Source organism: Anaerotignum lactatifermentans DSM 14214, from assembly GCF_900142265.1.
GTDB classification, from domain to species: domain Bacteria; phylum Bacillota; class Clostridia; order Lachnospirales; family Anaerotignaceae; genus Anaerotignum; species Anaerotignum lactatifermentans.
In genome coordinates this window covers 1-23131 of record NZ_FRAH01000009.1, presented here as the reverse complement: position 1 = coordinate 23131, position 23131 = coordinate 1, and the positions used below count along the sequence as shown (strand labels likewise).

The 23131-nt window shown below is 41.8% G+C and carries 20 protein-coding genes and 1 pseudogene; 17 read left to right on the top strand and 4 right to left on the bottom strand.

The window, feature by feature from the left end; genetic code table 11:
• Positions 1 to 12: 12 nt before the first annotated feature.
• Positions 13 to 1171: pseudogene (locus BUB35_RS03945) on the top strand (IS256 family transposase).
• A gap of 278 nt (positions 1172 to 1449) precedes the next feature.
• On the opposite strand, the gene BUB35_RS03940 reads toward BUB35_RS03945, so the two are convergent.
• The 3 genes from BUB35_RS03940 to BUB35_RS03930 all read right to left on the bottom strand — a co-directional run bounded on the left by BUB35_RS03940 (position 1450) and on the right by BUB35_RS03930 (position 3226).
• Positions 1450 to 1728: a PF20097 family protein gene (locus BUB35_RS03940; protein ID WP_072849378.1), complete on the bottom strand. Its 279-nt coding sequence runs from the start codon at positions 1726 to 1728 to the stop codon at positions 1450 to 1452.
• Between the two features lie 174 nt (positions 1729 to 1902).
• Positions 1903 to 2304, bottom strand: a complete 402-nt coding sequence (locus BUB35_RS03935; protein WP_072849376.1) for a pyrroline-5-carboxylate reductase family protein — start codon at positions 2302 to 2304, stop codon at positions 1903 to 1905.
• Between the two features lie 226 nt (positions 2305 to 2530).
• On the bottom strand, positions 2531 to 3226 hold the full coding sequence (locus BUB35_RS03930; RefSeq protein ID WP_072849375.1) for a helix-turn-helix domain-containing protein: 696 nt from the start codon (positions 3224 to 3226) through the stop codon (positions 2531 to 2533).
• Between the two features lie 624 nt (positions 3227 to 3850).
• Here BUB35_RS03930 and fumC point away from each other — a divergent pair.
• From fumC to BUB35_RS03905, 5 genes are all read left to right on the top strand, one after another.
• Complete coding sequence (fumC, locus tag BUB35_RS03925; RefSeq protein WP_072849374.1) at positions 3851 to 5218, top strand: class II fumarate hydratase; 1368 nt, start codon at positions 3851 to 3853, stop codon at positions 5216 to 5218.
• 22 nt (positions 5219 to 5240) lie between these two features.
• A complete protein-coding gene (locus tag BUB35_RS03920; RefSeq protein WP_072849373.1) occupies positions 5241 to 6410 on the top strand; it encodes an NAD(P)-dependent malic enzyme in 1170 nt (389 codons plus the stop codon).
• A gap of 1089 nt (positions 6411 to 7499) precedes the next feature.
• On the top strand, positions 7500 to 8558 hold the full coding sequence (locus tag BUB35_RS03915; protein WP_072849371.1) for a TRAP transporter substrate-binding protein: 1059 nt from the start codon (positions 7500 to 7502) through the stop codon (positions 8556 to 8558).
• Between the two features lie 33 nt (positions 8559 to 8591).
• The gene (locus tag BUB35_RS03910) at positions 8592 to 9095 is read left to right on the top strand and encodes a TRAP transporter small permease (RefSeq protein ID WP_072849369.1); all 504 of its coding nucleotides are present in this window, start codon (positions 8592 to 8594) and stop codon (positions 9093 to 9095) included.
• Positions 9096 to 10373, top strand: coding sequence for a TRAP transporter large permease (locus BUB35_RS03905; RefSeq protein ID WP_084730552.1), 1278 nt, complete (start codon positions 9096 to 9098; stop codon positions 10371 to 10373).
• A 209-nt stretch (positions 10374 to 10582) separates the two neighbouring features.
• On the opposite strand, the gene BUB35_RS03900 is transcribed toward BUB35_RS03905, so the two are convergent.
• On the bottom strand, positions 10583 to 11266 hold the full coding sequence (locus BUB35_RS03900) for a GntR family transcriptional regulator (RefSeq protein WP_072849367.1): 684 nt from the start codon (positions 11264 to 11266) through the stop codon (positions 10583 to 10585).
• A gap of 369 nt (positions 11267 to 11635) precedes the next feature.
• Between BUB35_RS03900 and BUB35_RS03895 the strand changes: the two genes are divergently transcribed.
• The 11 genes from BUB35_RS03895 (at position 11636) to yaaA (ending at position 22721) form a co-directional block, all read left to right on the top strand.
• Positions 11636 to 12382 carry an SDR family NAD(P)-dependent oxidoreductase gene (locus BUB35_RS03895; RefSeq protein WP_072849365.1) on the top strand — a complete coding sequence of 249 codons (747 nt, stop codon included), beginning with the start codon at positions 11636 to 11638 and terminating at the stop codon, positions 12380 to 12382.
• Positions 12383 to 12749: 367 nt separating this feature from the next.
• Positions 12750 to 13523, top strand: coding sequence for an MBL fold metallo-hydrolase (locus tag BUB35_RS03890; protein WP_143158932.1), 774 nt, complete (start codon positions 12750 to 12752; stop codon positions 13521 to 13523).
• A gap of 4 nt (positions 13524 to 13527) precedes the next feature.
• Positions 13528 to 14475, top strand: a complete 948-nt coding sequence (locus tag BUB35_RS03885) for an AEC family transporter (protein ID WP_072849361.1) — start codon at positions 13528 to 13530, stop codon at positions 14473 to 14475.
• Positions 14476 to 14672: 197 nt separating this feature from the next.
• Positions 14673 to 15146, top strand: a complete 474-nt coding sequence (locus BUB35_RS03880; protein WP_072849359.1) for a PPC domain-containing DNA-binding protein — start codon at positions 14673 to 14675, stop codon at positions 15144 to 15146.
• A 30-nt stretch (positions 15147 to 15176) separates the two neighbouring features.
• Positions 15177 to 16175 (top strand): thiamine pyrophosphate-dependent dehydrogenase E1 component subunit alpha, encoded by a 999-nt coding sequence (locus BUB35_RS03875; protein ID WP_330391072.1) that lies wholly within the window; start codon positions 15177 to 15179, stop codon positions 16173 to 16175.
• Positions 16172 to 17152 (top strand): alpha-ketoacid dehydrogenase subunit beta, encoded by a 981-nt coding sequence (locus BUB35_RS03870; protein ID WP_072849357.1) that lies wholly within the window; start codon positions 16172 to 16174, stop codon positions 17150 to 17152. Before BUB35_RS03875 ends, BUB35_RS03870 begins: the two co-directional genes overlap by 4 nt.
• Before the next feature lie 12 nt (positions 17153 to 17164).
• Complete coding sequence (locus BUB35_RS03865; RefSeq protein WP_084730551.1) at positions 17165 to 18412, top strand: dihydrolipoamide acetyltransferase family protein; 1248 nt, start codon at positions 17165 to 17167, stop codon at positions 18410 to 18412.
• A 127-nt stretch (positions 18413 to 18539) separates the two neighbouring features.
• Positions 18540 to 20264, top strand: a complete 1725-nt coding sequence (gene lpdA, locus BUB35_RS03860; RefSeq protein ID WP_072849354.1) for a dihydrolipoyl dehydrogenase — start codon at positions 18540 to 18542, stop codon at positions 20262 to 20264.
• Between the two features lie 74 nt (positions 20265 to 20338).
• Complete coding sequence (locus BUB35_RS03855; protein ID WP_072849352.1) at positions 20339 to 21328, top strand: lipoate--protein ligase; 990 nt, start codon at positions 20339 to 20341, stop codon at positions 21326 to 21328.
• Positions 21329 to 21473: 145 nt separating this feature from the next.
• A complete protein-coding gene (gene bcp, locus BUB35_RS03850) occupies positions 21474 to 21944 on the top strand; it encodes a thioredoxin-dependent thiol peroxidase (protein ID WP_072849350.1) in 471 nt (156 codons plus the stop codon).
• A 30-nt stretch (positions 21945 to 21974) separates the two neighbouring features.
• Positions 21975 to 22721, top strand: coding sequence for a peroxide stress protein YaaA (gene yaaA / locus BUB35_RS03845; protein WP_072849348.1), 747 nt, complete (start codon positions 21975 to 21977; stop codon positions 22719 to 22721).
• Positions 22722 to 23131 lie beyond the last annotated feature (410 nt).

Genomic DNA, 23131 nt, shown 5'->3' with positions numbered 1-23131 from the left:
ACTTAATAAAGAATAAAGCATGATTTAAAAGATCTTGTCCGTAGCAATGTCGAAGAAACCCTAAACACTCTGCTTGATAGGGAAGCAGATGAATTAGTCAACGCTGAAAAGTATGAGCGTTCTTCTGAGCGTCAAGGATATCGTTCCGGACATTATAAGCGAAACTTTCATACAACAGCTGGAGAAGTAGAGCTGAAAGTTCCTAAACTCAAGTGGATTTCTTTTGAAACAGCCCTTATTGAACGCTACCGCCGCAGAGAATCTTCTGTTGAAGAAATGTTAATTGAAATGTATCTCGCAGGTGTCTCTGTCCGTCGAGTGGAAGATATTACCGAAGCTTTATGGGAACGAAAGTATCTCCCGGAACAATCAGTAACCTAAATAAAAAGCGTATGAACATATCGAAACATGGCGCATCCGTCCGCTTTCCGGAGAATATCCCTATGTTTATGTAGATGGTGTCTACCTGAAACGCAGCTGGAGCGGTGAGATTCAGAATGTTTCCGTTCTGGTTACTATCGGCGTCAGTCAGGATGGCTGCCGTGAAATTCTCGGTGCTGCTGAAGGAATGAAAGAAGATTGCAAAAGCTGGCGCTCTTTCTTTGTATGGCTGAAAGAGCGAGGGCTTACTGGTGTGCGTCTGATTATCGGTGATAAAAACCTTGGTATGCTTGAGACCATTCCTGAAGTTTTTCCGGATGCCAGATACTAGCGCTGCACAGTACATTTTTACAGGAACATCTTTTCCGTAACACCCCGGAAGAAAATGAAGGCTGTAGCCCTCATGCTGAAAGCCATCCATTCTCAGGAAAGTAAGGAAGCAGCCCGTGAAAAGGCGATACAGGTAGCCGAAAAGCTGAAAGCTATGAAACTGGCAAAAGCTGCACAAAAGGTTGAAGATAGTATTGAAGAAACCTTAAACTATAGGGATTTTCCTACTCGGCATTGGACTCGGATTCGAACAAACAACACCATTGAGCGCCTGAACCGTGAGATCAAGCGCCGAACAAAAGCAATCAGTGCTTTCCCTGATAGGCAAAGTGCTCTGATGCCCGTATGTGCCAGACTGCGCCATGTAGCAGCAACGAACTAGGGAGCCAGACGTTACATGAACATGGATCACCTTTTCAAAGCAGAGGATGATCTGCTGTCTGATATCATAGCCGGTTGACTGCCGGCTACCAAATGGCTAAATTTGTTTTTGCGAAAGAACCTTGACACTATCCATTTATTCCATGGGCTGCAAACCAATTTGCGTGAAACTCTTGACACTACCATTATTTCTCAAAAGGTAGCTTTTGTAGGATATCTTTTTTTCCTAGCTATAAAATAAACCTCCAAACTGGTAAATTTATTTTACATCAGTTTGAAGGTTTATACAAACTTTTGGATACTTCTGTGAAATACTCTATTTCCAAGTACTCCACCAAATCTTATCATATAAGAATCCTAATTTATAGAATTTTTCCATATATCTACATCCGTGCACTCAGAATATGAAATTATAATCTTCTTACATACCCGGCACACATAACCCACTGGAAACTGTACATCTCCATCAGAAACAATATCTGGAGGCAATAAAATAGCTCTGCTCTTATTCATTGATTTTTCTGTAAACAGGGCAGGCATTTTTTCACCATCAGGCAAGAAAAAATTACCGCCTCTGCTGATCAATTTACCTTTTTCCAATTCGCCACCGCAATAGGGACATTTTTCTGCACACATAGCTTTGCCTCCTCAAAAAATACATCATATTGTAAAATGCATTTGTGATAACACTTGTCTAAGAGCAGGGAGAACTTCTAAAATAAAGGGGTTCTCTTTTCTTTTCTGTCAACAAGTACGTAAGAAAGGATAGCAGAAGGACATATCATACTCAAATTTTCTGCACCAACAGTATCACTCAGACTCCTGTTCCATCATTTGCAAAGAATCAACGATATTTTTCAACGCCTTTTCCGCTGTGTGCTGTTTAATCAGTCCTTCTTTGGCATAGGCAGCAAGGTAGAGAGTCTGATCTTCCATCATTGCCACAACAAGGGCAGGATTCATATTTGCAAATCCAGAACCGACAACAGCAGTACATACCTGATTTTCATCATCAAATTGCAGTATATTTCCGATGGCATTCAGCAGTTGGCTAACTAGCAGAAAATCTCCATTTTCAATATTCATATGAACTGCTTCGGTAGGCAATTTAGAATGGATTTTTCGAAGCAAAAAACTGTTTCCACCAACAAGATTTGCACAGTCAGATAATGCGTTACACAATATGGTATTGATTTTTTCCTTTGCATCCATGGGATTCACCTCGTTATTTTCATAGGGAAGTATCTATGAAAAGTATATCATTGTAGGGAATGACCGTCTATATATTCGAATTGAAAATATGTCTTTCTGGTTTCTTCAAGTCCCCACTATGGTGTATTACTTTCAACACCTTGTTTCCCACATTCATCTCCCTTGTTTCGTCCATTCACCCAAACTATATTTAAAGAACTATACCCATGTATCTATACTCCATCTATCATATCTTGGGCGGTACAGCCGTTGCCACAAGCAGCTGTTCGTTCCGAAGATATTCCAGAAACATGGTTTTCAAATAAGCTTTCATATTTTTTACTCCAGAATAATTCTGACCAGCTGTATGGTGTAAAAACCCGATAATATCCAGACTGCTGACTTGATTCAGCAGTTTTCTGTCTTCAGGGAAAGAAGTATCATAAAGCTCTGGGATACACTGGCAAAGGAAATCCACCATATAAAGCTGATCTGGCATATGTTCCGCAAAGTAATCATATTCAATTCTATTTTTAACATCTTCCAACCGTTCTGCATAACCAAAATACGATTCGCCATCAGAAGAAGAATCTGATTTTTCCGGCGGAGAAGGGGATTCCGGTTTTGCGTGGGCAGGGTAGAGGTATTGTTTTTCCGGGGACAAAACAAGAAAATACAAATTGCTGCGATGCCCGCCTTTCTTCGTCCGTTGTTCCATTTTCTGCATCCAGCCTTTTTCACACAGCGATGCGACGCATTGTATCGCAGTCTTTTTAGAACAGCCAACTTTCTCTGCTATGGTGTTATAAGAAGGGTAGCAGGAGCGGGTATTGTTATCAGAAAAGGCGCACAAAACGCAGTAAACCAATTTTTCAAGGGCAGTCAATTCCGGGGAAAAGAGGACATCTTTTTCCACCATAGCAAAAGGTCGTGTTAATTTCATAAGCATTCCTCCAGATAGAAAAAGACCACACAGAGAGGATTTTTCCTCTTTCTGTGTGGTCTTTTGACCTAAGACAGATGATATAAACAATGATATTTGCTAACAAAATGCTAACAAACCAACACAAAACCTGCTTTTTTCTCTGGCTGGACAAAAGGCTGAATTTTTGCTGTTCTCTGCCGTGAAACCCAGTGTTTTCAAGGCTTTGCGCCATCACCTGTTAACACAAACAAGCACCAGAAAACACTGAAAAACCTTCACCCCAAAAGACTCGAAATCGTTTGTTGCCATGCGAAAAGAATGTAAGAAGAGAATAGAATAATTACATTGTACAATATTCATGCGAACCATTTTCTAGAGTTGTTCAGTATCTAGAGAATGGTTTGTGAAAGTCTTTGAGAAAACTAGATGCCCACAAATTAACTGTACGAGCCTGATTACAGTTTCAATATATGCAGAAAGATGAAATAAAAACTTCTTTGGTTGTGGTCACTTTCTGTTTATAGCATTTTTACATGCCTTTATTCTTTCCCTTTTATTTTTATAAAAAAATTGCTATACTGTTTCTATAAAAAGCCCAAAAGGCAATTCTATAGATTTACAAAAGAAAAAGGAGGGAACGTCATGTCATCTTATCGGGTGGAACATGATTCTATGGGGCAAATTCAAGTGCCCGCAGACGTATATTGGGGAGCACAGACACAGCGCAGCTATGAAAATTTTAAAATTGGTACGGAAAAAATGCCGACAGAAATCATTCGTGCTTTTGCTATTTTAAAAAAGGCTGCTGCCTTAGCTAATTTTAAAATTGGCAAATTGGATCAGAAGCGTTGTGATTATATCGGTCAGGTCTGTGACGAGATTTTGGCAGGAAAACAGAATGAACAATTTCCTCTTGTCGTATGGCAAACCGGAAGCGGTACCCAATCCAACATGAATCTTAATGAAGTGATTGCAAATCGAGGGAATGAAATGGCTGGAGAAAAACTCCTTCATCCCAATGACCATGTTAATATGTCTCAAAGCTCCAATGACACATTTCCAACAGCCATGCATATTGCGGCATATCTGGAAATTAAGCAGAAATTATTGCCTGCTGTTCAGCGAATGATTGAGCAGTTATCTGTTTTGGAAGAAAAAAATCAACAGGTTATTAAAACAGGAAGAACCCATTTGCAGGATGCTACACCGATTACCTTTGGTCAGGAAATCAGCGGATGGCGTGCAATGCTGGAAAAAGGTTATCATATGTTAGAAATATCTTTGCCGGGTTTATCAGAGTTAGCATTGGGTGGTACAGCCGTAGGCACGGGGCTAAATGCACCGGCAGGCTTTGCGGAAGCAGCTGCAGAAGCAGTCAGCAGCCTGACGGGTGAGCATTTTGTGACAGCTCCTAATAAATTTCATTCTCTTACGGCTAAAGATGAATTGGTCTTTGCCCATGGCGCATTAAAAGCTTTGGCAGCGAATTTAATGAAAATCGCTAATGATATTCGGTGGTTAGCGAGTGGACCACGCTGTGGTTTGGGGGAAATCCGTATTCCGGAAAATGAGCCAGGAAGTTCTATTATGCCGGGCAAAGTCAATCCTACACAGTGCGAAGCTGTTACGATGGTTGCGGTTCAGGTTATGGCAAATGACACAGCCATTGGGATTTGTGCTTCTCAGGGAAATTTTGAATTAAATGTATATATGCCTGTCTGCATTTATAACTTCTTGCAGTCTGTACGACTTTTGACAGATGTATTGGATTCCTTCCGCATTCATTGTGTAGCAGGAATTGAAGTGAATGAAGATAAAATGAAAGACAATTTACAGCGGTCTTTGATGCTGGTTACAGCATTGAATCCATATATCGGTTATGAAAATGCTGCAAAGACAGCAAAAAAAGCCTATGCGGAAAATATCTCTCTAAAAGAGGCTTGTGTTTCCCTTGGATTTTTAACAGAAGAACAGTTTGACGAGATACTACGTCCAGAAAAAATGGTTTGATCAGAGGAAAAGAGGAATTGATATGACTTTAGACGAAAAAGCATTACAACTTCATTATGAAATGCAGGGGAAAATTGAAGTGGTATCCAGAAAACCTGTTTGTACCAGAGAAGATTTGTCCTTACTATATACTCCCGGGGTGGCTGAACCATGCCGTGTGATTGCAAAAGATGAATCAGAATCCTATCGCTTGACAAGACGTTCCAATTTGGTTGCTGTCATTACAGATGGAACGGCAGTTTTGGGACTTGGTGACATTGGACCCGTAGCGGGCATGCCTGTTATGGAAGGGAAATGTGTGTTGTTCAAAGAATTTGGCGGTGTGGATGCTTTTCCGATTTGCGTGGATTCAAAAGATGTAGACACCATTGTGCAGACCATTCATTTGATTTCCAAAAGCTTTGGCGGAATCAATTTGGAAGATATTTCTGCGCCCAGATGCTTTGAGATTGAAAGAAGATTAAAGGAAATCTGTGATATTCCTGTATTTCATGATGACCAGCACGGTACTGCTATTGTAGTAGCGGCAGCGATGCTCAATGCCATGAAAGTAACTGGCAAAAAGATGGGACAGATGAAAATCGTAATCAATGGAGCAGGGGCTGCCGGAATTGCCATTGGGAAATTGTTGGTACAAATGGGCTTTGGAAATATTATCCTTTGTGACATCAACGGGATGATTTGCGAAGGAGATGCAGGTTTAAATGCGGAACAGGAAAAGGTTTCTCACATTACAAATCTGCATCATGAAAAAGGAACCCTGGCAGATGCCCTTCGGGATGCAGATGCCTTTGTTGGAGTTTCACGTCCCAATATGGTCACAAAAGAAATGGTGGCTTCTATGAATGAGGGCATTGTTTTTGCCATGGCAAATCCTGTGCCGGAAATCATGCCGGAAGACGCAAAAGATGCCGGCGCAGCTGTTGTTGGAACAGGTCGATCTGATTATCCCAATCAGATCAACAATGTTCTGGTTTTCCCGGGCATTTTCAAAGGAGCTTTGGCAGTCCACGCTCGAGAAATCACAGAAAATATGAAGATACGAGCAGCTTATGCCATTGCTTCACTGATTCCTGATGCACAGCTTAGTGCAGAAAATATCATTCCTTCTGCACTGGATAAAACAGTTGCGGATGTGGTTGCGAAAGCAGTTGCGGATGTAGCAAGGGAAGATGGCGTTGCTGGAATTTAATGAAAAATGTTTTAGAACAAGAAATTGAAATGCAAACATTTGAAAGAACATGATAAGTTTATTCGAGAGAGTTTCAAGTTCCATGAAAATACATGTAAGAAGTGTAATAGATACGGTGGGCTGAACCAATTTTAGGATATCAAAAAAGAACCAATTGTTTATCAATTGGTTCTTTTTTTGCTGAAAATTTTCACAACAAAAATGTTTTTTATATCATCGGAAAAGAAATGAAAAATAGAAAAATTGGGTAAATTCAGAACGAAAAGGGTTTCGGCTATATTCTTTTTAATTGTATGAAATGTTTTCTTCAGAAGATGGTGTTGTTCCCATTAAGAAATTGGCAAAAATAAGAATAAGCAATGCTTTTGTAAAGGTCTTGATTTTGGATAAAAGGTTTAATGCTCAGAGATAAAAATATATGAATCATATTATGCAGACATTTTTAGGAAAACAAGTTATGTTAAAGATCGATGCAGCTAGATGACGCATTTTACTGCTATTTTTGCAAGAAAAAATAGTATGAAATAGCTTTTGTCTTACAAAAAAAGCAGCTAATCTGTATCTGTATAGTTCTTAAATGAAAGCATTAGAAAGATGAAATATACGATTCATTAAAAAGAATGTATACAGTTTTGTGCAGAAAAAATAGGGGGGAATGTTTTTTTCGGATTGTTTTCACATGCTTTTTCATCAATTGCATTTGATTTTGTACTTGTGTTTGTTATATTTGTATAGTTTGAAAAAAGATGAATTTTATAAAATCAAATTTATTTTTTTGTAATTTTTTGTAAAAAATTTGGATTAAAAATTAGGAAATTAGAGATAAAGCCGCGTCATTGGATAATGTGTCTATTTATTGCCAGCAAAATTTGGAATTTTATGAAATGAATACCTGAGTCATTTTCTGTTTGGAAAATCTATTTACGGCTTTCTATAGACTTTATGCATAAAAATATAAAATTAACGGGTTTTGTAATTGACATGTACTTAAAAAGATGCTATTTTGATAAAAATGAATTCAATTTTGCTTATTTTGCATTTTCTATTACGTGAGAAGTTACCTTTCTCAAAAAATAAGGAGGTTCTTGCATGAAGGTAAAAGGATTGATCATAGCAGTTACGACCATGACTTTGGCGGTTGGATGTTTCTCTGGATGTTCATCTGCAACAGATGATACAGCGGAATATCATTGGAAAATGGCACTGAACAGTTCAGCCGGGGATGCGGCATATGACGGTGCAGTATTTTTCAAGGAAAAAATCGAAGAAATTACAAATGGCAGAGTAGAAGTTACACTCTATGGCGGTGCCAGCCTAGGAACGACTTCCGAAGTGCTGGAATGTATGCCCATTGGTGTAGCAGATATTATGTGTGAATCCGTCGGTACATTGTCAACATTTACAGATTTGGCAAACGTAGATGCGCTGCCATACATTTATAGTGGCTATGACCATTTTATGAAAGTTTGGGAAAGCGATCTGGGCGACGAAATGAAAGAAGTTATCGGCGACGAAACAAACTTCAAATTGTTGGGGAACATGTATCGCGGTGCCAGAATCGTAACGGCAACAAAAGAAATGACAACACCGGAAGATATGAAAGGCTTTAAACTGCGTGCACTCAATCTGGATGTTTATTTGAAAACATGGCAGTATATCGGCGCCGCTCCTATGCCTCTGGCAATGAGTGAAGTTTATACTGCACTGCAGCAGCATACGGTAGAAGGCCAGGAAAACCCTATGAGCGACAGTTATAACTATGCGTTCCAGGAAGTTTGTAAATATTGGATCAAAACCAACCATGTATACAGTGCCAATGTATTTATCATGGATCGGGATTATTTCAACAGCTTGCCCGAAGACATTCAGGCAGCAGCCATTGAAGCATCTGAATATGCTTCTGATCAGATGAATAGCCTGATGCTGGACAGAGAAGCAGAAACAGAACAGAAACTGATTGACAGCGGATGTACTGTTCTGGAAGTAGACACACAGGAATTCATTGATTACTATGCAGACTTTGTAGATACATATTATCCTGAACTTTCTGATTGGGCAAACCGTATCAAAGCAATGGATCCAAATCTGGAAGGAGCAGCTGAACAGGAGGAAACTGTTCAGGATGATGCAGCAGAAGGTACTGCATAATTAAAGAAGAAAATAAGCAGAAAGGAAGATTTTATGCTGAAAAAATATACAAAATTTTTGGACGGTCTGGAATCTGTCGAAAAGGTATTTTTGGTAGTGACAGCGGCAATCATGGTCATTGTCATTGCATATCAGGTCGTTCTTCGTTATGTTTTTAATGCGTCCAATGCCTGGAGTGAAGAGCTGGCGCGCTATCTGTTTATCTATGATGTATTCATTGGTTCTGCCATTGCGCTGCGGAAAAACAGCCATTTGCAGGTAGACGTATTTTTGAACCTGATGAAAGAACGAACAAAATATATTTATACCATCGTTGTTACAATCCTTGGTATTTTGTTCTTAGCGGTATTGTTTGTATATTCCATTTCCCTGTGCAAAATCAGTGCCGTGAATATTACGCCCGGGCTTCAGGTTTCCATGGCAATTCCCTATGCATGTATGCCATTAGGCGCAGTGCTGATGATTTTGACATCTTTTGAAGTCATCGGGAAGAACGTGGAAAAATTAAAACAATGCAAGAAAGGAGCGGATGTGTAAATGAATATTGGGGCAGTTATCATCATTGGATTGATTATCCTCGCACTTTTTGGGATTCCTATTTATCTTTCCCTGGGGATTTCCGCTTTGATCGCTATGGCTATGGCAGATCTGCCTTTTGAAATTCTGGCGCAGAAAATGTTTGCCGGCATGAACTCCAGCTCTCTGCTTGCGATTCCCTTCTTCATTCTGGCTGGTAACATCATGTCAAGAAGTATCACGGGGAAACTGATTGGTATATCCAACGCGTTTATCGGATGGATTAAAGGTAGTTTGGCGCTGGTTACTGTTGTAGCTTCTGCGTTGTTCGGTGCAATTTCCGGTTCTGGTGTTGCGACCGTTTCTGCCGTAGGTGGGACAACCATCCCTGCCATGAAGGAAGAAAAATATCCTGCACATTTTGCGGCAGCAATTGCATCTATGGCTTCCATTCTGGGACCTATTATCCCGCCATCCATTACACTGATTGTATATGGCAGTATCACAGGGGTATCTGTATCAAAACTGTTCCTGGGTTCTGTTATCCCCGGCGTGCTGCTGGCTCTGGTTTTGGCAGGTTATGCGCTTTTCTATGGCAAAAAGTATGATCTGCCTGCTCATAAACGGAAATCTCCTAAAGAAATCGCTTGCACAGTAAAAGATGGTATCTGGGCATTGCTGATGCCTGTTATCATTCTGGGTGGTATCTTTGGCGGTATTTTCTCTCCCACAGAATCCGCAGCTGTGGCGGTTATCTATGCACTGCTGATCAGTTTCTTTGTATATAAAGATATGTCTTTCAAAGATTTGGGTTCTGTTTTGATTGATTCTTCCATCTCTACAGCAACCATTCTGATGATGGTAGGTCTTTCTAAGTCCTCCAGTTATGTTGTAACCGTTTCCGGTTTGCCTGAAATGATCTTGAGTGGCTTTGCATCCTTTACAGACAGCCCTATCGTTATCCTGCTGCTCATCAACGTACTGTTCCTGATTATCGGTATGCTGATGGAAGCAAATGCAGCTATCGTTATGATGACACCACTGCTGCTGCCTCTGATAAAAGCATTTGGCATCGATATCATTCAGTTTGGTATTGTAATGTCCTTCAACATGTGTATCGGTCTGATTACACCTCCAGTTGGTATCTGTATGCTGATGGGGAACCAGTTGGCAGGTTCAAAACTGTCGGCTGCGTTGAAGGCCGTTGCGCCTATGTTGCTGATGTCTTTGATCATCCTGATGCTGATCACATATATTCCCGCTTTGACAACTTGGTTACCAGGGTTCTTAGCTGAATAAAAACAGGCTTGTATTGCCCATAAAAGGCGGATACATCAAAAGCAACTATCAATTTCATGAAAATAGGAAAGCTGGAATTCTCTGAATTATGAGAATTTCAGCTTTTTTGTTTTCTTATGAAGATATTTGAAATAAAAAAAGTCTGGCATATTTCCCGGTGTGGGTCATATGCCAGACTTCAATTTGCTGCATTGTCGTCAAAAGAAGTTTTATTTTTCCATGCTGTTAACCTGTGATTCATACCATTCGATGGAATCATAAATCATACCAAAATGTTCCGTGATTTTTTCGCGAAGGTCTTCTTCGTTTTTGGAAAGCAAAGCGGCAAAAATTTCTTTATGATGGTTAAATGCTTTCACATGACGGGACAAAGGCATTTTGGAAACGCTGTACATGTAGAAAAGGGCACCAACGCTCCAGTTCATTTCGTACAGATTCATCAACTGCTGGTTGCCTGTTAAGGATACGAAAAGCTGATGGAATTTGGTATCCAGGTTTGCAAAAACTGTGTAATCCGAAAGCTCATTGTCTGTAAAATATTCGGTCACTTCCTGCATTTCCTGCAGGATATTGGGATAAAAATCGAGGTTTTTGATGGCAAGGGGAATAGAGAATTCCTCAATCATCCGGCGAACATCGATCATATCTTTGATTTGCCGTCCATTCAGGCGGGCTACAATGGTGCCGCGCCGTGGGATTGCCTCAGCAACACCCTGTGCAACCAAACGATTAATGGCAGCAACGACAGGCGTACGGCTGATGCCAAGAGAGTCGGATATTTCCTGTGTGGAAAGTTTCGTACCAGGTGGATAGGTACCATTTTGAATACGGGCTTTGATTTCCCGCAGTGCGTAGTCTAATAAAGATTCATCTTGTCCTGCTGCTTGTGTCATCGAAATACCCCCATTTCCGTAGAACAAGGATAAAAGTGAGATTTTCCTAATTGTGAAACTTTTATCTTTTTCTAATATAAAGAAATCCAAAGATAAAGTCAAGCCGAAAAATAACTGAGAATGCAGGGTTTTGGGGTTGCATAAAAAGAAAATAAGTGTATGTTCGTAAATTTATACAAAAAAATGCGTGTATGGGATGAGATTCAAAGAGATTTTTGGTAGAATTTCCATTTTTATTTTCACTCATAAAAATGACTTGACAGAAAAGAAATTGAATGCTAAAGTCTAAATATAAAATTCAAAAATAAGCAAAATGAATTCAAAATAAAACAAAATATGAGCGATGTTTTTATGTAAGGAGTGAAATAAATGGACTTTACAAATAAAAATGTAATCATCACCGGCGGTGCCAGCGGTATCGGCAAAGCGGTTACAACAGGCGTTGTTGCCGGCGGCGGACATGCGATTATCGTAGATCTGAATCTGGAAGCAGCACAGAATGTCTGCAAGGAACTGGGCGAAGAAAACGCAACAGCATATCAGGCGAATATGGGCGACAGCGAAAATATTCGTACCGTATTCGGTAAGATTCTGGAAGATTTCGGACAGGTACACTGCTTGATCAACAATGCAGGTATTGTTAGTACAGCACCTTTTGATGAAGTAACACAGGCAGAATGGGATCGGGTGATTGCCATTAACCTGACAGGTGTTTATACAGCCATCAGCGTAATGTATCCCGCAATGAAAGCAGCAGGATATGGCCGTATCGTAAACGTAGCATCTGTTGCTGCAAAACGCGGCGGTGGGCTCCTGGGCACAAGTGCTTACGCAGCATCCAAAGCTGGTGTCATTGGCTTGACAAAAGCAGTTGCCAGAGAAGGCGCACCTTACGGCGTAGCTTGTAACGGTGTTTGCCCCAGCTTAACCATTACACCTATGACTTGTCATCTGGGTGAAGAAAAAATGCAGAAAATCATTTCCACCATCCCCATGGGCAGAGGTGCACAGCCTCAGGAAATCGCTAATATGATTCTGTTCTATGCTTCTGATTTATCCAGCTTTGCTACAGGGGAAATCAGTGACGTAGATGGCGGCGTTACCATGGATGGCTGATATAGCCTTTTATTTACAGACAAATCAGTGAAAAAACATGTACCCATAAACATGTGACTTCACTTTTTTGATGGCAGTACCGCAAGGTTGTTTCCAAATTTCTTAATTGTATTTTTTTGACTTTAGACATGACTTTCTACATTAATATAAGAAGCACACGAACCATACACATATATACTTCCTAGAAGATAAAACCTTCGTATTTGTTTTGCAATGCCGACCTCTCACGGCAGCAAAACAACGAATTGCGGATATTCTGCCGAAAGAACGATGTTTTATACCATTGCCTTCCAAAATGCCATTGGCGCAGCAGGGAGCCTTTGGTATGAAACATCGTTTTTTAATGAAAAAAGAAAGGAGTTTTCTGATGGAACAATTTTCAATGACTTTTACTTCCAATACCGGACTGCTGGTGCAATACGGCGATACCAAAGTTTTGTTTGATAGCCTGTATGGAAAATCAGGTCATCGTTTCAGCCCGCTTCCGCAGTTTCTGGAACGGGAGATTATGGCAGGAGAGGGGGACTTTTCCCATATAGACTATCTGGTGTTTTCCCATAACCATGCAGACCATTTTTCAGCAAAATATTTGAAAGCATATTTACAGCAAAACACAGTGAAGGGGATTTTCCTGCCAGAGGATTTGCTGCTGGAAACAGATTTGATGGCGTTTTTAAAAGCTGAAAAAATCCCAACGATGTTTTTCTCAAAAAATCCAAGTCTGAACAGAACCATTGTTTTGGGAAAATCTTTTCGGATGCGTGCCATCCCTATGTGTCACCAAGGCGAGATTTATCAGGATGTCCCACATTTTTGTTTTCTGCTGTCTTGCGGCACAGAGCATTTTCTGCTGACGGCAGATGTGGATTTCACCAAGGAGGATTTTTCTGCTTTTTCCAAAACAGATTTGGATGGAGTTTTTGTGAATCCTTTGTTTTTCCACAGCAAAGAGGGGCAGCAGGTAATCCGCGAAACCATAAACCCCAAAGAGGTTTTTGTGTACCATATTCCCTTCGCATCAGATGATGTGTTGTCCATGCGAAAAATGGTGAAACGGGATTGTGACAAATGGGATGCCTGCCCTGTAACGCCTCTGTGGGAGCCCATGCAAAGGGAGTGCAGGACAGTAGACAGGGGATGATTTCATGGAAGAAATGATATTTGCGCTGGAAGCAGTGCTGCCCTTCGTATTTATGCTTGCATGCGGATATTTCTTAAAAAGGCGAGGTATCCTGACAGAAAATTTCCGTCAGCAAGGAGATGCCTTATGTTTTCGCTTTTTATTTCCTGTATTGGTATTTCAGAATATATATACGGCGGAAATGCCACAGACAAGCATCTGGCGACCCATTTGGTTTGCAATCGGTGTTATGGTGTCGTCTTTGTTGATTTTCTGGCTGGCGGTACCTCGATTAGAAAAAGACCACAGGAAGATACCTGTGATCATACAGTCTTTGTATCGGGGAAATTTTATGATCTATGGCATTCCGTTCTCCTTGCGATTAGGAGGAGAAGAGGCAGCGTTGATTGCTACAGCTATGACGGCAGTGACGTTGCCTTTATTGAATATAGCCGCCATTGCCACATATGCCAGATATACAGAAGGTGAAAAAGTCCAGTGGAAAGATACGGTGATGCAGATACTCAAAAATCCCATTATCTGGGGTGTACTTCTGGGTGTGCTGTTTTTCCGGCTTCAGATTCCCATTTGGGAACCTGTAGAAAGCTGTCTTGCGGATATCGCCAAAATAGCTACACCGCTTTCCTTTCTGTTGTTGGGCAGCCGCCTTTCTGGTGATATGAAAGGCGCAGATTCACGGACGTTATTTTACATGATACTGGTGAAACAGTGGGTGATGCCTGCTGTTTATCTGTTTTGTGCCATGATGATTTTCCATTTTTCATCGGTGGAACTGGTTCCTGTATTGATTTTCCTGACAGCACCCGGTGCCATTACGACTTATCAGCTGGCGATACAATTTCGGGCAGATGATGTATTGGCTGGAGCATTTGTACTATATTCCATGGTGGTTTCTGTGGTTTCCATTTTCCTTTTCGTTATGGCAACAGGCATTTGTCAGCGAATTATATAGAAAAAAGAATGCAGATTTCGAGAAAGTGTCTTTATTTTGATACATATGCACAAAATGCGCTTTTGTCGAAAATTACGGTTTTCCATAATCGGTGGAAAAGTTTGGAAAGTCTATTGACAAACATAATTATGAATGCTAAATTACTATTAAAGAATTCAAAAATATAAAAAATGAATTCAAAATAGGAGGCGAAGTAAGTGAAAGAATTTGAAATCGCTGAAGGCGGGCTCAAACGTGTCATTGCAGTTCGGCTGCATCCGGGAGAAGATGTGCTGCTGCGTCTGGAACAGCTTTGCAGAGAAAAAAATCTGAAAAACGGGCTGATTCTCAGTGCCATTGGCAGTCTGGATGGTGCGGCATTTTATAATCCTGTGGAACTTCCGCACAAGAAAGCCGGCTATGGTTACAGTGAGCCTGTAACACTGAAAGGTCCCATCGAATTGACCAATGCATCTGGTATGATCTGTCACGACACAGAGGGCAACATTTTGTTGCATGTACATATTTCTTTGAGCGACAGATATGGCAATGCCCACGGCGGTCATTTGATTGAGGGCAATAAAGTTTTGTTGACAGTAGATATGATTTTGGGAGAAGTAGAAGGCATTGATATGGGCAGAGGTTACGATGAAGCCCTGGAAGTACCGCTGTTTGCTCCCAGACAGTTATAAAAAGGAAAATAGGAAAGGTGTGAAGAAAACGTGAGTACGAAAAAATATCCTAAGGAAATGCTGATGAATATGTATCAGACAATGCTGCGTATTCGTGCTTTTGAAACAAAAGCAGCGGAATGCTTTACAAAAGGTATGCTGGCAGGGAACATTCACCTGTGCATCGGTCAGGAAGCAGTTCCTACAGGTGCATGCATGGCACTGGAACCTGATGATTATATGACATCCACCCATAGAGGACATGGACATTGCATCGCCAAAGGCGCTTCTCTGGATAAAATGCTGGCAGAACTGTTCGGGAAAGAAACAGGTTACTGCAAAGGCAAAGGCGGCTCCATGCACATTGCAGATGTAGCGGGTCTGCACAGCCTGGGTGCAAATGGTATCGTTGGTGCCGGCATTCCCATTGCAGCTGGTTCCGCACTGGCTTCTAAAATTTATGGTGATAAACACGTAACTCTGTGCTTCTTTGGTGACAGTGCTTCCAACCAGGGTACTTTCCATGAAGCAGTGAATATGGCAGCGGCTTGGAAGCTTCCTGTTGTATTCCTTTGCGAAAACAATAATTACGGTGTATCCGTTAATATCCATAGCGTAACCAACACAGACACCATCGCTGTTCGTGCAAAAGCTTATGACATTCCCGGCAAAACAGTTGATGGAAACGATCCTGTTGTAGTATACGAAGCAGTGAAAAAAGCTGTAGATTACGCAAGAGAAGGCAATGGTCCTTCCATCGTAGAATGCATGACATTCCGTCATCAGGGACATTACTGCGGTGACCCTGCAAACTATCGTCCAGCATCTTATATGGAAGAAGCGCATGAAAAAGATGCGATTCCTAACATGAGAAAACGTTTGCTGGAAAACGGTGTAGCAACAGAAGAAGAACTGCAGGCAATAGAAGCAGCTGTACAGGAAGAACTGGAAGCAGCTTATGTATTCGCAGATACATCTGCTTACCCTAATCCTGCGGAAGCAACCACCGACGTATATTCTTCTGATAACGAAAGGAGTGTCGTAAGATGAGCAAAAAAATCAGTATCAGCAAAGCCATCGGCGAAGCGATGCATGAAGAAATGTTGAGAGATCCCAATGTGATCATCATGGGTGAAGATATGGGTAAAATGGGGAACGTATTCGGTATTACCGTTGGTTTCCAGGAAGAATTCGGCGAAAATCGTGTCATTGATACACCTATTTCCGAATCCGGTTTCTGCGGTATGGCTGTTGGTGCAGCAATGCGCGGCATCCGTCCTGTCGTAGAACTGATGTATGATGACTTTATCACAGTTGCTGCTGACCCTATTCTGAACCAGGCAGCAAAAATGAGATATATGACAGGCGGTCAGGCAACAGTGCCTATGGTACTGCGTCTGCCTATGGGTGCCGGCAGAAGAAACGCTGGTCAGCATTCCCAGTGTCTGGAAAATATGTTCTGTCATACACCTGGTCTGAAAGTCATTGCACCTTCTACAGCAAAAGATGCAAAAGGTCTGCTGAAATCCGCTATCCGCGATGATGACCCTGTTATCTGCATGGAACATAAACTGCTGTATGCGAAAAAAGAACAGATTCCCGAAGAAGAATATACCATTCCTCTGGGCGTGGCAGATGTAAAACGGGAAGGCAGCGACATCACTATCATCACATGGAGCAGAGAAGTTTATTTTGCACTGGAAGCAGCTGAAAAACTGGCAGCAGAAGGCATTCAGGCAGAAGTTCTGGATCTGCGCACACTGGTTCCTCTGGACTGGGATGCAATCGTTGCTTCCGTAAGCAAAACACATAACGTAATCGTTGTTTCTGAAGAAGTAAAACGCGGCAGCTATGCGGCAGAAATTTCCGCACAGATTGCAGAAGAACTCTTTGATGAACTGGATGCACCCGTTGAACGTGTTTGCGGTCTGAATATCGTTTCTCCTTTCAGCCCGACACTGGAAGATGAAAACTTCCCGCATCCGGAAAATATCGTAGCTGCTGTGAAAAAAGTACTGAACAGATAAGGAGGAAGGGACATGGCTTTTGAAATTAAAATGCCTCAGCTGGGTCTGACCATGGAAGAAGGTACGGTTGCCCAGTGGCTGAAACAGGAAGGCGACACCGTAGCAAAAGGCGATGTGCTTCTGGAAATTACAACAGATAAACTGACAAGTGAAATCGAAAGTGAAGCAGACGGTGTTCTGCTGAAAATCGTAGCAAAAGAAGGGGAAGACGTACCTGTAAAAGGTTTGCTGGGTTACATCGGCGAAGCAGGCGAAACTGTTGGCGACGCTGCACCGGCCGCTGCACCTGCGGCTGCAGCACCTGCACCTGCAGAAGTTCCTGCCGCTGCACCGGCTCCTGCACCTGCGGCAAAAGCGGATGGCAGCAGAATTCGTATTTCTCCTCTGGCAAGAAAAACAGCTGCAAAACTGGGCGTAGATTATCAGAATCTGACAGGCAGCGGTCCCAGCGGTCGTATTGTACAGAAAGATATTCTGGCAGCGGCAGAAGCAGCAAAACAGCAGCCCGCACCTGTTGCAGAAGCACCTGCAGCAGCTCCGGCACCTGCAGCAAAGAGCGGAGAACTGGAACTGATGGATGGCGACGAAGTGGTAAAACTGGCAGGTATGCGCAAAGTTGTTGCAGAACGTATGGCAAAATCTGCAAGAGAAATCCCTACAGTTACCCAGAACGTGAAGATCGATGTAACAAAACTGGTGGCATTCCGCAAACAGATCAACGAAACAAGCGGTCAGAAATTCTCCATGAACGACTTTATCCTGAAAGCTGTTGCCAACGCACTGCGCGCAAATCCCCATATTCTGGTAAGCATCGATGGCAATCAGATTATCAAACGTGCTCATGTAAATCTGGGTATGGCTGTTGCGCTGGATGATGGTCTGATTGTACCTGTTATCCGCGATGCAGATAAACTGAGCCTGAGTCAGATTTCCGCAACAGCAAAAGATCTGGCAGTTCGTGCAAGAGAAAACAAACTGGCTATGGATGAATACAAAGGTTCCACATTCACCATCTCCAATTTGGGTATGTTTGGCGTAGAAACTTTTGACCCTATCATTAACCAGCCTGATGCAGGCATTCTGGGTGTTTGCGCTGTACAGGATGAACTGGATATGGATGATGAAGGCAAGATCTTCAAAAAACAGGTAATGCGGATTTCCTTTACCTTTGACCATCGCCTCATTGACGGCGCAGTTGCTGCAAAATTTGAACTGGCAATCAAAGAACTGCTGGAAGACCCTATGAGAATTTTACTGTAATGGTTTGACATAGCAATACAAAAGAAAAATCAATATACAAAAGAGAAAAAGCAGACAGAGAAAATATACAAAAGATTACCCTCTCAGAGAAAGAAAAACTTGGATAGGAATTTTAGGAGGAAGGACTATGGCTTTTGAAATCAAAATGCCCCAGCTGGGTCTGACCATGGAAGAAGGCACTGTTGCCAAATGGCTGAAACAGGAAGGGGATTCCGTAAAAAAAGGCGATGTGCTGTTGGAAATCACAACAGATAAGCTGACAAGTGAAATTGAAAGTGAAGCCGACGGTGTTCTGCTGAAAATTGTTGCAGAAGAAGGCGAAGATATTCCCGTAAAAGGTTTGCTGGGTTATATTGGTGAACCCGGCGAACAGGTTGGACAGGCTTCTGCGCCTGCAGCAGCGCCTACACCCACACCTGCACCTGCGGCAGCGCCTGCGCCTGCAAAGAAAGCAGGAGATACTTCCGTTGTAGTCGTAGGCGGTGGTCCCGGCGGTTATGTTGCGGCGATCCGTGCGGCACAGCTGGGTGGTAAAGTCACATTGATTGAAAAGAACAAACTGGGCGGTACATGTCTGAACGTTGGATGTATCCCTACAAAAGTACTGCTCCATGCAGCAGAAGCTTTGACAGAAGCAAAACACATGGACAATCTGGGTATTCAGGTATCCGTTAATGGTATTGATTGGAAAGCAGTACAGTCCAGAAAAGAAGCTGTAACAAACCAGCTGGTAAATGGTGTTACAGGTTTGATGAAAGCAAACAAGATTCGCGTTATTGAAGGTACAGCATCTTTTGCATCTAAAACAGCACTGGAAGTTGTGAAAAAAGATGGCACAAAAGAAAATGTTCCCTTTGATAAAGTAATTCTGGCAACAGGTTCTGTGCCTGCAGTACCCCCCATTCCCGGCGTAAAGGAAAATGCAGCTTGTGTAGACTCTACCGGTGCTCTGGCATTTGACCATGTGCCTGAAACACTGCTGGTTATCGGCGGCGGCGTTATCGGTATGGAACTGGCAACAGCATATAGCCGTTTTGGTGCAAAAGTAACTGTTGTAGAAGCTATGCCCAAACTGCTGCCTATGATGGATGGAGAACTGACAGCGATGCTTCGGAAAAAGATGGAAGCTTCCGGCGTAACCATTCTGACAGAAGCGAAAGTACAGTCTGTAGAAGCAGCACCTGCTGGTGCCAAAGTGCAGGTAGAAGTTGGCGGCAAAGTAGAATCCTTTGAAGCAGAAAAAGTGCTGGTTGCAGTTGGCCGCAGAACAGACACAGAAGCACTGGGTCTGGACAAAGTGGGCATTGCTCATGACAGAGGTCGCATTACTGTTAATGATAAAATGGAAACCAATGTGCCGAACATTTATGCTATCGGTGACTGCCTTGGCAAAGTAATGCTGGCACATGTGGCATCTGCACAGGGCGAAGTTGCCGCAGAAAACGCACTGGGAGAAACTGCTGTATATGATGGCAAAACAAATCCTTCCTGCGTATACACAGACCCTGAATTCGCAGGTGTCGGTCTTACAGAAGAAAAAGCCAAAGAAGAAGGCATTGCTTATCAGGTAGGTAAATTCCCTCTGATGGCAAACGGCAAAGCCCTGATCATGAACGGCGGTGAAGGCATGATCAAGTTCATCATTGGCAAAGAATACGGCGAAGTGCTGGGCGTACATATTCTTGGTCCCAGAGCTACTGACCTGATTGGCGAATGTGCCCTTGCCATTGGTATGGAAGCTACTGTAGACGAAATCTACGCTACCATCCATGCACATCCCACTGTAACAGAAGCAGTGAGAGAAGCAGCACTGGCAGCAACAAAACGTGCAATCCATATTCCAAACAAATAAGTACTGCTGACGAAATCCGTGCCGGCTCGTTGTCTGCCGGCAGTGTTTCGGCAGACAACAGAGGAGGCAAAGAGATGATCTATATCAAAAGTCCATCTACAGATCCACATTTTAATTTAGCATTGGAACAATATGTATTTGATGAAATGGACCGCAGTCAGGAATATTTTATGCTGTGGCAGAATGATAACGCTATCATCATTGGAAAACATCAGAATACTGTTCGTGAAATCAACAGTTCTTATGTGAAAGAGCATGATATTTCTGTAGTCAGAAGATTATCAGGCGGTGGCGCTGTGTACCATGATCTTGGCAACCTGAATTTTACGTTTATTGTTTCAGAAAATGGACTGGAACAGTTTGACTTTGGTTCCTTTTGCCGTCCGATTGTAAAGGCATTGGGTCACTTTGGGGTAAAAGCGGAAATCAACGGCAGAAATGATATGACCATTGATGGCAAGAAGTTTTCCGGTAACTCTCAATATGCGAAGCAGGGAAGAGTTATGCACCACGGAACCATATTATATGACAGCAATCTGGAAACTGTTTCCCATGCGCTGCAGGTTTCTGCGGATAAAATCGTATCCAAAGGCGTACAGTCTGTTCGCAGCCGTGTAACCAATGTAAGAAATTATATGGAAAAAGACGTGCCCATTGGGGAATTCTGGGAAATGCTTCTGCAGGATATGTCTGCGGAAACACCCATGGAATTTTATACCTTAACGGAAGCAGACCTGGAACGAGTACGGCAGATTCAGAAAGAACGGTATGATACCTGGGAATGGAATTATGGAAATTCACCTGCCTATGCCATTGTAAAAGAACGCAGATTTGACGGCTGTGGCAAGTTGGAAGTTCATATGAATGTAGAAAAAGGTATGATTACTGCTTTCGATGTATTTGGTGATTATTTTGGAAATGGTGATAAAGACCAGCTGCGTCAGCATTTGCTGGGAGTGAAGCTGACAGAAGAAGCGTTAAAGGAAGCGTTGCAGTCATTAAATATTTCTGATTATTTCTGTCATTTGGAGAAGGAGCAGTTCTTGGATTTACTTTTGTACTAAAAGAGCAGTATAGGATTTTTCGAAAAGACTTTCATTTTATGAGAATATGGAAGTCTTTTTTATTGGAAAGAAAAACTTGTTTGCCTGTAAGAAAGAAAAAAGTTATAATAGGAAAAGTAAAATAGTAGAAAAGGAGTGGATTTTGATGTTGGAAAAAGGTATCAAAGCACCAGATTTTACTTTATTAGATAAAAATGGGGAACAGGTTTCTCTCTCTCAGTTTTTAGGAAAGAAAGTTGTATTGTATTTTTACCCCAGAGATAATACACCGGGATGCACCAAACAGGCATGCGCTTTTGCTCAGAGCTATGATGCCTTTCGGGAAAGAGACGTTGTTGTCATTGGCATCAGCAAAGATTCTGTGGCATCCCATGTGAAGTTTGCAGAAAAACATCAGCTGCCTTTTATTTTGCTGTCTGACCCTGAACTGGAAGCCATTCAGGCATATGATGTTTGGAAAGAAAAGAAATTGTATGGTAAGGTAAGCATGGGTGTTGTGCGTACAACATACGTCATTGATGAACAGGGTATCATCGAAAAAGTAATGCCAAAGGTAAAACCAGATACCAATGCGGCAGAGATTTTGGCTTATCTGGCTGGAGAAACAGAGGATTAATGTAAAACAAACAGGAAATGGAGATCATTTATGAAAATCATCATATCCCCAACAAAGAAAATGCGTGTAGAAACAGATAGTTTGTCATGGAGAGATTTGCCGCTGTTTTTGGATAAAACAGAGCAGATCTACAAAGTATTGCAGTCTACACCAGCTGATGAATTGCAAAAGATATGGAAATGCAATGATAAAATTGCAGCGTTAAATGTGGATCGGATTCAGAATATGGATTTATATCATGGTTTGACGCCTGCGGTTCTGGCATATGAGGGAATTCAGTTTCAGTATATGGCACCGGGGGTATTTACAGAAGCGGAGTTCGACTATATTCAGGAGCATCTCCGTATTCTGTCCGGTTTTTATGGCGTTTTGCGCCCATTTGATGGCGTAACACCTTATCGTCTGGAAATGCAGGCAAAGATCTCTGTTGATGGAAGAAAAGATTTATATGACTTTTGGGGAACGGCTTTGGCAGAATCATTGCAGACAGATTGTATTTTGAATCTGGCTTCTAAAGAATATAGTCAAGCCGTTTCCAAGCACTTGGATGAATCCGTTCGATGGATTAACTTTGTTTTCGGTGAAATTAAGAATGGAAAGGTCGTAGAAAAAGGAACGCTCTGTAAAATGGCGCGAGGAGAGATGGTGCGTTATCTGGCAGAGAAACAAATAGAGGATATAGAAGAAGTAAAAGGCTTCGACCGGCTGGATTTCCAGTATTCGGAAGAATATGCAAAGGAAGATACCTTTGTTTTTATTCGCAATGAAAAAGCATGATTAAATGTATTTCTAAAAGAAACATAAAAAGTGTTGACAGAAGTGGGAACTGATGGTAATATATATTTCGCTGTCGGAACACAGTGAAAAAGTTCCCAAAAAATTGAAAATAGTTGTTGACAGATCTGGAACGATGTGGTGAAATACTATTCACTGCTGAAACACAGATAAAGCAGCAAAGAAAAAATGAAAAAAGTTCTTGACAAGCGAAAAGCTTTCTGTTAAAATAACTTTCGCTGTCAAAACTTCACAGACAAGTTCTTCTTTCTGAAAAGAAAATGTTCAAAAAAAAGAACTTGACAGAAAAATGAAAGAGTGATAAGATATCACTCGCCGCTGAAAAAGCGGCACAGACTGATCCTTGAAAACTAAACAGCAGAAATAAACTTACAACCCATAGTCAATTCGGT

What these genes read in the sequence shown, in the direction of transcription:
- BUB35_RS03940 (WP_072849378.1), bottom strand. Translation starts at nt 1,728, where the DNA reads ATGTGTGCAGAAAAATGTCCCTATTGCGGTGGCGAATTGGAAAAAGGT.
- BUB35_RS03935 (WP_072849376.1), bottom strand. Translation starts at nt 2,304, where the DNA reads ATGGATGCAAAGGAAAAAATCAATACCATATTGTGTAACGCATTATCT.
- BUB35_RS03930 (WP_072849375.1), bottom strand. Translation starts at nt 3,226, where the DNA reads ATGAAATTAACACGACCTTTTGCTATGGTGGAAAAAGATGTCCTCTTT.
- fumC (WP_072849374.1), top strand. Translation starts at nt 3,851, where the DNA reads ATGTCATCTTATCGGGTGGAACATGATTCTATGGGGCAAATTCAAGTG.
- BUB35_RS03920 (WP_072849373.1), top strand. Translation starts at nt 5,241, where the DNA reads ATGACTTTAGACGAAAAAGCATTACAACTTCATTATGAAATGCAGGGG.
- BUB35_RS03915 (WP_072849371.1), top strand. Translation starts at nt 7,500, where the DNA reads ATGAAGGTAAAAGGATTGATCATAGCAGTTACGACCATGACTTTGGCG.
- BUB35_RS03910 (WP_072849369.1), top strand. Translation starts at nt 8,592, where the DNA reads ATGCTGAAAAAATATACAAAATTTTTGGACGGTCTGGAATCTGTCGAA.
- BUB35_RS03905 (WP_084730552.1), top strand. Translation starts at nt 9,096, where the DNA reads ATGAATATTGGGGCAGTTATCATCATTGGATTGATTATCCTCGCACTT.
- BUB35_RS03900 (WP_072849367.1), bottom strand. Translation starts at nt 11,266, where the DNA reads ATGACACAAGCAGCAGGACAAGATGAATCTTTATTAGACTACGCACTG.
- BUB35_RS03895 (WP_072849365.1), top strand. Translation starts at nt 11,636, where the DNA reads ATGGACTTTACAAATAAAAATGTAATCATCACCGGCGGTGCCAGCGGT.
- BUB35_RS03890 (WP_143158932.1), top strand. Translation starts at nt 12,750, where the DNA reads ATGGAACAATTTTCAATGACTTTTACTTCCAATACCGGACTGCTGGTG.
- BUB35_RS03885 (WP_072849361.1), top strand. Translation starts at nt 13,528, where the DNA reads ATGGAAGAAATGATATTTGCGCTGGAAGCAGTGCTGCCCTTCGTATTT.
- BUB35_RS03870 (WP_072849357.1), top strand. Translation starts at nt 16,172, where the DNA reads ATGAGCAAAAAAATCAGTATCAGCAAAGCCATCGGCGAAGCGATGCAT.
- BUB35_RS03865 (WP_084730551.1), top strand. Translation starts at nt 17,165, where the DNA reads ATGGCTTTTGAAATTAAAATGCCTCAGCTGGGTCTGACCATGGAAGAA.
- lpdA (WP_072849354.1), top strand. Translation starts at nt 18,540, where the DNA reads ATGGCTTTTGAAATCAAAATGCCCCAGCTGGGTCTGACCATGGAAGAA.
- BUB35_RS03855 (WP_072849352.1), top strand. Translation starts at nt 20,339, where the DNA reads ATGATCTATATCAAAAGTCCATCTACAGATCCACATTTTAATTTAGCA.
- bcp (WP_072849350.1), top strand. Translation starts at nt 21,474, where the DNA reads ATGTTGGAAAAAGGTATCAAAGCACCAGATTTTACTTTATTAGATAAA.
- yaaA (WP_072849348.1), top strand. Translation starts at nt 21,975, where the DNA reads ATGAAAATCATCATATCCCCAACAAAGAAAATGCGTGTAGAAACAGAT.